This window comes from Achromobacter deleyi (genome assembly GCF_013116765.2).
Classification (GTDB): Bacteria; Pseudomonadota; Gammaproteobacteria; order Burkholderiales; family Burkholderiaceae_B; genus Achromobacter; species Achromobacter deleyi_A.
The window spans coordinates 4,416,797-4,429,189 of the sequence record NZ_CP074375.1; the positions used below are offsets into that span (position 1 = coordinate 4,416,797).

General features: G+C 64.3%; 11 protein-coding genes. 1 reads left to right on the plus strand and 10 read right to left on the minus strand.

Features of this window, described 5'->3' with window-relative positions; translation table 11 throughout:
* Positions 1-38: 38 nt before the first annotated feature.
* From atpA to HLG70_RS19890, 8 genes are all read right to left on the minus strand, one after another.
* Positions 39-1,580, minus strand: a complete 1,542-nt coding sequence (gene atpA, locus HLG70_RS19855) for a F0F1 ATP synthase subunit alpha (protein WP_171666861.1) — start codon at positions 1,578-1,580, stop codon at positions 39-41.
* A gap of 28 nt (positions 1,581-1,608) precedes the next feature.
* Positions 1,609-2,148, minus strand: coding sequence for a F0F1 ATP synthase subunit delta (locus tag HLG70_RS19860; protein WP_171666863.1), 540 nt, complete (start codon positions 2,146-2,148; stop codon positions 1,609-1,611).
* Between the two features lie 12 nt (positions 2,149-2,160).
* Positions 2,161-2,631 (minus strand): F0F1 ATP synthase subunit B, encoded by a 471-nt coding sequence (locus HLG70_RS19865; RefSeq protein WP_039882659.1) that lies wholly within the window; start codon positions 2,629-2,631, stop codon positions 2,161-2,163.
* A 144-nt stretch (positions 2,632-2,775) separates the two neighbouring features.
* On the minus strand, positions 2,776-3,018 hold the full coding sequence (gene atpE, locus HLG70_RS19870; protein WP_003815363.1) for a F0F1 ATP synthase subunit C: 243 nt from the start codon (positions 3,016-3,018) through the stop codon (positions 2,776-2,778).
* 119 nt (positions 3,019-3,137) lie between these two features.
* Positions 3,138-4,019 carry a F0F1 ATP synthase subunit A gene (gene atpB / locus HLG70_RS19875; protein WP_171666865.1) on the minus strand — a complete coding sequence of 294 codons (882 nt, stop codon included), beginning with the start codon at positions 4,017-4,019 and terminating at the stop codon, positions 3,138-3,140.
* 83 nt (positions 4,020-4,102) lie between these two features.
* Entirely contained in the window at positions 4,103-4,534 is a 432-nt protein-coding gene (locus HLG70_RS19880) for an ATP synthase subunit I (protein ID WP_171666875.1), read from the minus strand.
* A gap of 429 nt (positions 4,535-4,963) precedes the next feature.
* Positions 4,964-6,523, minus strand: a complete 1,560-nt coding sequence (locus tag HLG70_RS19885) for a DUF1254 domain-containing protein (protein ID WP_171666867.1) — start codon at positions 6,521-6,523, stop codon at positions 4,964-4,966.
* 257 nt (positions 6,524-6,780) lie between these two features.
* Positions 6,781-7,557, minus strand: coding sequence for an enoyl-CoA hydratase (locus HLG70_RS19890; RefSeq protein WP_171666869.1), 777 nt, complete (start codon positions 7,555-7,557; stop codon positions 6,781-6,783).
* A 28-nt stretch (positions 7,558-7,585) separates the two neighbouring features.
* On the opposite strand from HLG70_RS19890, the gene HLG70_RS19895 reads away from it, so the two are divergent.
* Complete coding sequence (locus HLG70_RS19895; RefSeq protein WP_171666871.1) at positions 7,586-9,364, plus strand: M61 family metallopeptidase; 1,779 nt, start codon at positions 7,586-7,588, stop codon at positions 9,362-9,364.
* 1,332 nt (positions 9,365-10,696) lie between these two features.
* Here HLG70_RS19895 and HLG70_RS19905 read toward each other — a convergent pair.
* Positions 10,697-11,659 (minus strand): tripartite tricarboxylate transporter substrate binding protein, encoded by a 963-nt coding sequence (locus tag HLG70_RS19905; RefSeq protein ID WP_171667401.1) that lies wholly within the window; start codon positions 11,657-11,659, stop codon positions 10,697-10,699.
* A 35-nt stretch (positions 11,660-11,694) separates the two neighbouring features.
* Complete coding sequence (locus tag HLG70_RS19910) at positions 11,695-12,393, minus strand: 3-oxoacid CoA-transferase subunit B (protein WP_171667402.1); 699 nt, start codon at positions 12,391-12,393, stop codon at positions 11,695-11,697.

Below are 12,393 nucleotides of genomic sequence, written 5' to 3' on the forward strand. Positions count from 1 at the left end.
ATGGGTGAGGCGCCGTGGACGCCTAACCCATCACTTTCTTAAAAAGCACCGTGCTTCTTGAATTCCTGGACGGCGGTAGCCAGTTCGGCTTCGTCGTCCTTGGACAGTTCCTTGGTGTCTTCGACGCGCTGGATCAGGGCCGCATGCTTGGCCTTCAGTTGATCCTTCAGCGACTTCTCGAACGACAGCACTTGGGCAACGTCCACGTCATCCAGGTAGCCGTTGTTGACGGTGTACAGCGTGACGGCCAGTTCCCACACTTGCAGCGGCTGGTATTGCGGCTGCTTGAGCAGTTCCACCACGCGCTTGCCGCGTTCCAGCTGGCGACGGGTCGCGTCGTCCAGGTCGGAAGCGAACTGCGCGAAGGCGGCCAGTTCACGGTACTGCGCCAAGTCGGTACGGATACCGCCGGACAGCTTCTTGACGACCTTGGTCTGAGCAGCGCCACCCACGCGCGACACCGAGATACCGGCGTTGATGGCGGGACGGACACCGGCGTTGAACAGGTCGGTTTCCAGGAAGATCTGGCCGTCGGTGATCGAGATCACGTTGGTCGGAACGAAGGCCGACACGTCGCCTGCCTGGGTTTCGATGATCGGCAGCGCGGTCAGCGAGCCGGTCTTGCCCTTGACGGCGCCGTTGGTGAACTTCTCGACGTACTCTTCGTTCACGCGGGCTGCGCGTTCCAGCAGGCGCGAGTGCAGGTAGAACACGTCGCCCGGGTAGGCTTCGCGGCCCGGCGGACGGCGCAGCAGCAGCGACACCTGGCGGTAGGCCCAGGCTTGCTTGGTCAGGTCGTCATAAACGATCAGGGCGTCTTCGCCGCGATCGCGGAAGTATTCGCCCATCGTGCAGCCGGCGTAGGCGGCCAGGTACTGCATGGCGGCCGAGTCGGAAGCCGTGGCGGCCACGACGATGGTGTATTCCATCGCGCCGTGTTCTTCCAGCTTGCGGACCACGTTGTTGATCGTGGAAGCCTTCTGGCCGATGGCGACGTACACGCAGGTGACGCCCTTGCCCTTCTGGCTGATGATCGTGTCGACGGCGACGGCGGTCTTGCCGGTCTGGCGGTCGCCAATGATCAGTTCGCGCTGGCCGCGGCCGATCGGGACCATCGAGTCGATAGCCTTGATGCCGGTTTGCAGCGGCTGCGACACCGAGCGGCGGGCAATAACGCCAGGCGCCACTTTTTCGATGATGTCGGTGGCCTTGGCATTGATCGGGCCCTTGCCGTCGATCGGGTCGCCCAGCGTGTTGACCACGCGGCCTTTCAGTTCGGGACCAACCGGGACTTCCAGGATGCGGCCGGTCGTCTTGACCTGGTCGCCTTCGGAAACGCCGGTGTAGTCACCGAGAATAACGGCGCCCACGGAATCGCGCTCGAGGTTGAGCGCCAGACCGAAAACGTTGTTGGGAAATTCGAGCATTTCGCCCTGCATCACGTCGGACAGGCCGTGGATGCGGGTAATACCGTCGGTCACGGACACGACGGTGCCCTGAGTACGGACATCAGCCGAAGCGCCCAGGCCCTCGATGCGGCTCTTGAGCAGTTCGCTGATCTCGGAGGGATTGAGTTGCATATTGACTCCTGGAATCCTGTTAGTAGCCTTAAGCGGCGAGCTGATCGCGCATGCGGACCAATTGGGCTTGTACGGAAGTATCGAGCACCTGGTCGCCGACGGCCACGCGCACGCCGCCGATCAACGACGGGTCGACGGTGACGCTGGGCTTGAGCTTGAGGCCGAATTTTTGTTCGAGCGCGGCGACCAGTTCTTTGACCTGGGCGTCGCTCAACTCGAACGCGCTGGTGATTTCCGCCTGCGCCGTGCCATCGTGACGATTCCGCAGCGCCGCGAATTGCGAGGCGATGTCGGGCAGCAGCAGCAGCCGGTCATTTTCGACCAGCAGCTCGATGAAATTGCGGGCGGCTTGCGGCAAATCGGCCTTGATCAGGCCGGTAAACAGGTCGACGCGCTGCTTGTCACCCAGACGCGGGTCGGCCATGGCCTCGCGCACGTCGGGGTTGGAGGCGACCTGCGCCAGTTCGCTGACCAGGTCGGCCCACGCCGGCAAGCCGGCTTTGTCGTCGCGCGCTGCGCTGAAGAGCGCTTCAGCGTAGGGCCGGGCAACAGTGGAAAGTTCAGCCATGACGGTCCCGGATTAAAGCTGCGCGCGGAGCTGGTTCAGCAGCTCGGCGTGAGCGCGGGCGTCAACCTCGCGCTTGAGGATCTGTTCAGCACCCTTGACGGCCAGCGCGGCAACATCGTCGCGCAGCGCATCACGGGCGCGCTGGACTTCCTGCGCGGCATCCTGGGCAGCCTGCGCCACGATACGGGCGCGTTCGGCTTCCGCTTCACGGCGTGCCTGCTCGATCAGGGAGGCGGCTTGCTTCTCGGCCTCGATGATGCGTGCGTGGTTTTCGGACTTGGCAGAAGCCTCGATCAGACTGACGCGCGCCTGGGCTTGAGCCAAGTCGGCTTTGCCCTTCTCGGCGGCGGCCAGGCCGTCGGCGATTTTTTGGCGGCGCTCGTCCATCGCCTTCGTCAGAGGAGGCCACACGAATTTCATCGTGAACCAGCCCAGAACGAAGAACACGAGCATCTGGAAAATGATCGTCGCGTTCAGATTCACGGTCGTTCCTTTAACACCTTGCGGCTCCGACCGCACCCGGAAAGGGGCGTCACGGAGCACTCGATACTTTGCTGACCGGCGACGGAGCGTTTGCCCTCATCGCCGCCAGCGTCATGACCCACCTATTTGCCGGCGGGCGGTGCCTTAGCCGACGAACGGGTTGGCGAAGGCGAACAGCATGGCGATACCCACGCCGATCAGGAATGCCGCGTCGATCAGGCCAGCCAGCAGGAACATCTTCGTTTGCAGAGCGTTCATCAGCTCAGGCTGACGAGCCGAAGCTTCCAGATACTTGCCGCCCATCAGTGCGATGCCGATGCAAGCGCCGATAGCACCCAGACCGATGATAAGACCGCAAGCGAGGGCAACGAAAGCGACGTTGGTCATGACAACTCCTTGGTTAGAAATCTGAAGTCAAAAATTGAAAAATAAGGGGTACAGCTCAATGCAAGATAATCTTGCTATCCAGCGCTGGCCGGGTGGCCAACGCCGGAAATTCGGGGGGATCAGTGGCCTTCGTGAGCCTGGCCGAGATACACCAGCGTCAGCATCATGAAGATGAAGGCCTGCAGCAGAACGATCAGGATGTGGAAGATCGCCCAGATGGAGCCGGCCAGGACGTGGCCGATGCCCAAGCCGATGCTGGCGCCGTTCAAGCCGGTCCAGGCGCCGCCCAGGAGGGCGATCAGCATGAAAATCAGTTCGCCGGCGAACATGTTGCCGAACAACCGCATGCCCAGCGAAACGGACTTGGCGGCGTATTCGATCAGGTTCAGCAGCAGGTTGAACGGAGCCAGGACGACGGCGCCCAGGCCATGCGCATGGAACGGCGCGGTGAACAGTTCCTTGACGAAGCCGCCCGGACGCTTGATCTTGATGCCGTAATAGAACATCAGCAGCAGCACGCCCAGCGACATGCCCATCGGCACGTTCAGGTCGGCGGTGGGGAGAATGCGGTGGTAGTAGAGCGGATCGCCGTGTTCCGCGCCCAGGCCGGTCAGGCGCCAGACGGACGGCAGCAGGTCAACCGGCAGCAAGTCCAGCGCGTTCATCAGGATGATCCAGAGGAACACGGTGAGCGCCAGCGGGGCGATGAAAAGACGGCTCTTGGCGTTGTGGACGATGCCCTTGGCCTGGTCGTCGACCATGTCGACGATCATTTCCACGAAAGCCTGGAAACGGGTGGGGACGCCACTGGTGGCGCGGCGCGCGGCGCGCCACAGGAAGAAAATGACGATCAGGCCCATCAGGCCGGACCAGAACAACGAGTCGTAATTGATGATGTCGAACTGAGCAATAGCGCTCTGTTTCTCACCGGTATTGTTCAGATGCACCAAGTGATGCTGAATATACGCGGACTGAGGCGACACGTCGCTGGCAGCAGCCATTTGAATCCTACCCTATTTGCTGTATGCCCGGCCCTTGCGAACCGGACGATTCCACGATTTCGTTTGCCGCAACTTACTCGGCGCTAAGACAACTTGCGGAACATCAGGAGCAGGAGATAGCCCTTCAATGTGAGTATCAGACCGAGCAACGCGGCGGGCCAGACCAGCCTGTCCTGCGCCACATGCGAAAGCAGCCACAACAGCAATGCCGTTGCGAACAACTTGATCAACTCACCAGAGAGAAAGGTAAAGGGACTGGCCTTACCGGCCCGTACGCTGAAAGCCAGGCGCAATGCGAACAACGCATTGGGTATGAAATACGCTCCTGCCCCCGCCAGCGCCGACCAACCTGCCGCCGCCCCTCCGACAACCCCCGCTATTACTGCTGCTGCGAGCCCCATGGCGCCTTGCGCCGCCAATGCCAACAGGAGCCCGCGGCTTGCTTGAGCATCCAGCGCCGCGCGATCCGCGTCACTAAGAACCAGAACTTTATCAACCATGGCTTTATCCAACATGTCCGGATCCAACAATTCCTGGCCCAGACTCTGCTCGTACTGCATGGAGTTCTGTCGCATCAAACTTCCCCGCTTTACTTCTTGCCTCTGTTAGAACCGGTGCGCAAATTAGCGCATGTAACCAGCACATAACGGGCATTTGCCGGTGATTCAAACGGTTCTAAGCCGTTCAATCAACTGCCTGCCTGCTACCTGCCAGCCGCCACGTGTTCTTATCCCGCAAGCGTCAAACCCGCAGAGTATAGCGTGATTCTTTTTACCCAAGCAAATGAACTTTCGGCCGTTTGTAAGGTGCAAACAACGCCCGTCCATGCCTGAAAAAAGGGACGCGAAGACCTCCATGCCGGGCGTGCTCACGCTTTGCGCAAACGCCGTCCAAAAAAAGCGCGGCCTCCCTTCGGGGAGGCCGCAAGCGGCGCAGGGTAGCGGTCAGTCTTCCCTGACCGGCGGCGGGGCCCACTGCCCGTCCAGCGCCGTGTCCTGCGGCCAGTACAGGCGCATGCTGAGCAGGAACGGACCATCGGCGGCCGGCGTGCTCACCCAGTTCGCGCGCCTCGATTCGCCCGGATCGCGACGCTGGACGTAGATATCCAGCGAGCCGTCGGCGTTGTACTTCAGGCCGTCGGTGCTTCGCAGTACGTAGCGGTTGGCCGGGTTGTCGGCGTAGCCATATTTCTCGTTGTAGACATGCAGCGACCAGAACGCGTTGGTGGGCGGCAACTGGCCCTTGTCGAAGTGCAGCACGTAGTCTTCATTGGAATTCAGCGCCCGGCCCTTGGAATCGGACACGGTCACCGGATAGAGCACGTCTTCCGGCGTTGGCGCGCCCAGGCCCGCATAGGCGATGGCGGCACGGCGCGAGTAGTCGGTGCCATAGGTGCCGATGCCGGACAACACCGAGTTCCATCCGTTGATGGGCGTGCCCAGGCGCGAGACGCCATCGGCGATGCGGCGGCCGGCCAGGGGCTGCGCATCCGTCAGCGCCTGCTGCACCGCCGGACTCAGGCGGCCGTACGAAAACGGCTGCCTGTCGTCCAGGCCGATGCGGCGCATGCGGTCAAGAATGGGGGTGTCGTTGGCGTGGGGCGGGTTGTTGCGCAGCACATCGAAGAACAGCGCGAAGAACGCGGACGCGTCCATGGCCGCGACCTGCTCGGCCGGCGTGCCGTCGGGCACCGTCGCGGGCGTGGGAGCGGGCATGGCCAGACCGCTGCCGATCGGCGCCGAGCCCACGCCCGGGCCGGTTTGCGGATAGGCCGTGCCGGCATTGCGGTTGCGGTTGGGCGTGGATGACGCCACCGGCACCGCAAGCGGCCGGGCCGTCATGCCTGACTGGATCTGGTTGACCGCCGCATAGTCTTGCGGGCCGCCGGCCTGCGTCCAGCCTATGAGCCAGCCCGTCGAGGTGGGACTGTGGATCACATCAACGCCCGCGGGCACGCTGCCCTGCCAGTTCGGGCCGACGATGGCGAACGACTGCGCGCCATTGCCGTTGGTGCGCGTTCCGCGGGACGCGAACACATCGCTCCACATGTCCAAGGCCGACAACACGGTGTAGCGGCCGCCGGTGTCAGGCAGATTGACGATCAGCGGCGCGCGCGAGACGTCGAACCACAGACTGGAATAAAGGGCATCGGCGCTGGGCCAGGGCGTATCCGCCGCGCGCGGGTCGGGAAAGGCCGCCTTGTGCCCGAACTGATTCATGGGCGCCTTGCCGTCCAGCGGACTTTGCACGGCGGTGGCCTTGCGGCGCGCCAGTTCCATCAGGACCATGGGGTAGGCATAGACATAGGCGTCGATGGCGGTATCGCGCAATTCCTGTTCGCTCATCCGCGGAGCAGGCGCCGACGCCGACGGGTAGGGCGTCTCGGACACCAGCCGCATGGAGGAGCGCGGAGATTGAGCCTGGGCGGCGGTGACAAAGCAGACGCTCAGTGCGCCGGCAAGCGCCGCCGCGGACAGCCGACGGGTAGCGATAAATGTACGCATGCAAGGCTCCTTCTTGGTTTTGTTTGCAAGCGAGCCGCCGCGCGGGACTTGGCCAGTGTGGGCAAGCCGCTCTGGCGCGGCACCTCGGGATGACGCTTACCCAGGATAGGGGCGATCTCTGCAACAAGGTGCTGGCCAGACGTTTCAAGGCGCAACGTCGCTGGGGGAGCCGAACCCGCGAAAAAAAGGCGCGCCCTCAGAGGGCGCGCCGGCAAAATCAGGGCCTGCCCGCAGCGTCGGCGCGGGCGTAACAAGCCTTAACGGTGTTTGAAGTCCGGTTTGCGTTTTTCGGTGAATGCGGCCATCCCTTCCTTCTGGTCCTCGGTCGCGAACAGCGAATGGAACACGCGGCGTTCGAACAGCAGGCCTTCGTTGAGCGAACCTTCAAAAGCGCGGTTCACGCACTCCTTGGCCATCATGGCCGACGGCAAGGACATGGAGGCGATCACCGTGGCCGCATCCAGGGCCTCTTCCATCAGCTTGTCCGCGGGCACCACGCGCGACACGAGGCCGGCGCGCTCTGCTTCCTCGGCGCCCATCATGCGGGCAGTCAGCGCAAGGTCCATGGCCTTGGCCTTGCCCACCGCGCGCGGCAGGCGCTGGGTGCCGCCGGCGCCCGGGATCACGCCCAGCTTGATTTCAGGCTGGCCGAACTTGGCGGTGTCGGCGGCGATGATGATGTCGCACATCATCGCCAGTTCGCAGCCGCCGCCCAGCGCGTAGCCGGCAACCGCGGCGATCACCGGCTTGCGGATGCGCTTGAGCGTTTCCCAGTTGCGCGTGATGTATTCGCTGCCGTACACGTCCATGTACGACCAGTCCTTCATCGCACCGATGTCGGCGCCCGCGGCGAAGGCTTTCTCGCTGCCGGTAATGACCACGCAGCCGATATCGGCGTTCGCTTCGAAAGCCAGCAGCGCCGCGCCGAGCTCATCCATCAGTTGATCGTTCAGCGCGTTGAGCGCCTTGGGGCGGTTCAGCGTCAGCAGACCGACTCGGCCCCGGGTTTCGACCAGTACAAACGACTCGCTCATTGAATGTCTCCAGTAATAAGATATGAGCATGAAAAAACTAGATGCCGCTTCTCCCATACTTTACCGCCTCGCGCCCCACGATCCCGCCGGCCACCGCTACCGGATAACCCTAACGATCGACTCGCCTTCCGCTGAAGGCCAGCGCCTGTCCTTGCCGGCCTGGATTCCGGGCAGCTACCTGATCCGCGATTTCTCGCGCCAGATCGAATCGGTGTCCGCTCATGCCGGCTCCCGGCGGGTGAATGTCGACAAAATCGACAACCATACCTGGCAGGCCGCGCCCTGCGAGGGTCCGCTGCGGGTGGAGTACACGGTCTATGCCTGGGACCTGTCCGTGCGCGGCGCGCATCTGGACGAGACCCATGGCTTCTTCAACGGCACCAGCGTCTTTCTGCGTGTGCATGGCCAGGACCACCTGCCCTGCCTGGTGGACCTGGCGCCGCCGCGCGGCATCGAGGACTGGAAGGTCTACACCAGCCTTCCGGAAGCCCACGGCCACAAAGGCGCGGCCCGCCGCCACGGCTTCGGCCTGTACCTGGCGCCGGACTACGACGCGCTGATCGACCACCCCGTCGAGATGGGCACGCCGCAGGTGTCGCGTTTTGTCGCGCACGGCGCCGAGCATGAGCTGGTCTTCACCGGCGTCGCGCCCAACCTGGACCTGGACCGGATCACCGAAGACGTGAAGAAGATCTGCGAAACGCAGATTGCGCTCTTCGAACCCCGCACGCGGCGTGCGCCGTTCCTGGACAGCGCCGACCGCTACGTCTTCATGACGATGGTGACGGGCGACGGCTACGGCGGGCTGGAGCATCGCGCCAGCACGGCGCTGATGACGGCGCGCAAGGACCTGCCGGTTCTGGGCCAGCAAGGCCAGGGCGAAGGCTACCGGGGCTTTCTGGGCCTGGTGAGCCACGAGTATTTCCACACCTGGAACGTCAAGCGGATCAAGCCGGACGTCTTTGCGCCCTACGATCTTTCGCAGCCCGATCTGACGCGTCTGCTGTGGGTGTTCGAGGGGTTTACGTCCTACTACGACGATCTTCTGCTGCTGCGTTCCGGCGCGATCACGCACGCCGATTACCTGCGCCTGCTGGCCAAGACGATCACGAGCGTGGCGCGCACGCCGGGCCGGACCAAGCAGTCCGTCGCGGAAAGCTCGTTCGACGCCTGGACGCGCTATTACAAGCAGGACGAGAATTCGCCCAATGCACTGGTGAGCTACTACACCAAGGGCGCGCTGGTGGCGCTGGGCCTGGACTTGCTGATCCGCCAGGAAACGGCGGGCGCGCGTTCGCTGGACGATGTGATGCGCTTGCTGTGGGAGCGCTACGGACGCGATTTCTACCGGGGCAAGCCGCAAGGCCTGCCGGAGGACGGCCTGCCCGCGCTGATTCGCGAGGCGACCGGGGTGGACACGCGCCGCTTCATCGCCCGCCATGCCTATGGCACGGCGGATGTGCCGCTGGAGCAGCTGCTGGAGCCGCAGGGCGTGAAGCTGCAATGGAAGACCTCGGCCAATATCCCGTCGCTGGATGTGCGCACTCGCAAGCAGGGCGATTCCCTGATGCTGGCGACGGTGCTGGAAGGCGGCGCCGGACACAAGGGCGGGTTGTCCGCGGGCGACGTGCTGGTCGCCATCGACGGCCTGCGGGTGGATGCGCCGGCGGGGCTCGATCTGTTGCTGGCGCAGTACAGGGCGGGGGAGCGCGTGACGGTGCATGTTTTCCGGCGGGATGAGTTGAGGGAGTTTCGGGTTCGGTTGAGTGGGCCGGAGGCTTTGGAGTGTGTGTTGATGGTGGCTTGATGTGTTGACTGGTTGATAGGGGGTTCTTAAGACGCCCGGCGTGGCGGGGGCCTGGGGTGCGCGGGGCTGCGATTGCGGCCCGGAGCCTTCGCTCCGGGCTTCCCCCTTGTCATCCTCGTCCTCGCCTGCGGCGACTCCTTCGGATTCCCTCGGGCTTATCGACGCCCCGCACACCCCAGGCCCCCGCCACGCCGGGCTCTGGTGGTTGAAACTTCACGGGAGCTGGGGCGGACGGAGTTCTTGAGGTTCTCGCCACGGGTGGGGGGGTGGTGGAATATCTTGCGGGGCCCGCCCCCGGCCGGCCGCGCGGGCGGCCTTTGGGGGCTTACGCGGTGTCTGGCGTCGAGGTGGTGACGCTTCGCGTATAGGTGATGATGCTGGTGTGCTTTGCTGCTTGGGTTGCGTGATGAAAGATCTTGCGGTGCTCGCCCCTGGTCGGCCGCCCGGGCGGCCTATTGGGGCTTACGCGGTGTCTTGCGATTCATGATGCCGCTGCGCGCTACTGACATAATTCCGCCGTGCCGCTGCGTGCCGTTTTCGGCCAGATATCCGCAATTGGCGATGGCCGAAGATCACGTCAGCAGCAACAGGCCCACAGACCGTGGGGTCAACGTTACGCGCCGATCGCAGAAGCATGGCGCCGGGCCTGGGACCGCGTGATCCCGTTCTTTACGTTCCCGCCGGCGATCCGCAATCAGGCTTCTAACGCCTTAAACACAAAAATACTGACACTCCCGCACATGATGCCGCTGCGCGAATGCGAGAGATCCCGCTTACCAGCCCGCCATTAATCGCCATTTCAACTCCACTGCCCGATGGGCGGCGCGCGCGCAAAAGTCTGCATGCGCAAGCCGCTCGCCATCGCGCGCCGCCCATCACCGCCCCTCCCCCCCACGGCGAGCACCATTAGCAAGCGTCTCCCCGCATTCGCGCAAGCGAACACCGCATCGACGACCCAACGCCCATATGCCAAATGCAGCCGCCCGCGCGGCTGCATTTGGCGACCTCGCAGATTCCCTACCCCGACCACAGCTCTAGCAGCGCATCAAACCCAGACTCACGTAGCCCGGCGGCGCGGGCGGGGGGGCTGCGAGCAACCTCCATGCGCCCGAGGGAATCTGAAGGAACCGCCGAAGGCGGTGACGAAGATGACGACGGGGACGTCCGGAGCGAAGGCTCCGGACCGCTATGGCGGGCGCTCGCAGCCCCCCCGCCCGCGACGCCGGGCGACCTACGAAGATCGAACGAACAAAGCCGCCAACGAAGAACAAACAAGCAAACAAACGAACGAACGACCAAAGCCACCCACGAAAACCCCACCAAGAACCCGAATCAATTCAACTTAGCCCCAGACACTTCAACCGCCTTCTTCCAAGCCACCAGCTCCCGATCAATATGCGCCCCGAACTCCTCCGGCGTAGACCCCACCACCTCATATCCATACCCCGCAAGCTGCTGCTTCAACCCCGGCAACGCAACCGCCTCCGCAATCCCCCGGCTCAACGCATCCACGACAACAGCCGGCGTGCCCGCCGGCGCCAACACCCCGTACCAGCCGTTAACCACGAAGCCGGGCACGCTTTCGGCGACTGTCGGCACGTTGGGCAATAGCGGGGAACGGCGTTCGCCGGTGACCGCTATGGCCTTCAGCTTGCCGGCCTGCACCTGCGGCAGCGAGGTCGAGATGCTGTCGAACATCAGCGAGACCTCGCCGCCCAGCAAGGCCACGACCGCGGGGCCGCTGCCTTTGTAGGGGACGTGCATCATGTCCGCGCCCGTCTGGTTCTTGAACATCTCGGCCGCCAGATGGCTGGTGTTGCCGTTGCCGGCCGACGCGAAGCTGAGCTTGCCCGGATGGCTCTTGCCGTAGGCGATCAGTTCGGGAATGGAGTTGGCGGGCGTGCCCAGCGGCGCGGCGACCAGCATGGGCAAGGTGGCGACGAGCGACACCGGCGCGAAATCCTTGCGCGTGTCGTATGGCAGCGAGGGATACAGGCTGGGGTTGATCGTATGCGCCGCCAGCACCATCAGCAGCGTGTAGCCGTCGGGCCTGGCGCGCGCCAGCTGGGCCGAGGCGATGGCGCCGCCCGCGCCCGGCTTGTATTCCAGCACCACCGGCTGGCCCCACTTCTTCTGCAGTTCCGCGCCCAGCGGACGGGCCAGCATGTCGGCGCTGCCGCCCGGCGGATAGGGAATCAACAGGGTGATGGGCTTGTCGGGGTAGGTCTGCGCGGCGTGCGCCGCGCCCAGGCAGAACATGCCGGCCGATACGGCGGCCAGGATCGAACGGATCATCGGGGACTCCTTAGCCCGGGGCCGGGCGCAAGACTTCAGTCGTAGCGGGGAGCGCCGGCGGCATCCAGCACGATGGTGCGCGGCGTTTGCGGGAAATGCAGCGGCGCATCGGTCACCGAGCGCAGGAACTCGACGCTTACGCCTTGCTTCATGGCATGGACCTGCAGGCCCGCGGGCGTGACGTCGATCACGGCCAGGTCGGTATAGATGCGCGTCACCACGCCCTTGCCCGTCAGCGGATAGGTGCACTGCCTGAGCACCTTGGGCGAACCGTCGCGGCCGCGGTGCTCCATCGTGACCAGCACCTGCTTGGCGCCCACGGCCAGGTCCATCGCGCCGCCCACGGCGGGTATCGCGTCGGCCGCGTCGGTCTTCCAGTTGGCAAGATCGCCTTGCTCCGAGACCTGGAACGCGCCCAGCACGGCGTAGTCCAGGTGGCCGCCGCGCATCATGGCGAAGGACACGGTGTGCTCGGTGATGGAGGCGCCTTCCAGCAAGGTGATGGGCTGGCGGCTGGCGTTGATCAGGTCCGGGTCCACGTCGGGGCCGGCGGCGGCGGGTCCCATGCCAAGGATGCCGTTCTCGCTGTGCAGCAGGATCTCGCGGCCGGCGGGCAGATGGTCGCCCACCAGGGTCGGCATGCCGATGCCGAGGTTGACGATGGAGCCGTCGGGGATGTCGCTGGCCAGCAGCTGCGCGATCTGTTGCCGGGTCAAGCCGATGATCTCTTGCAT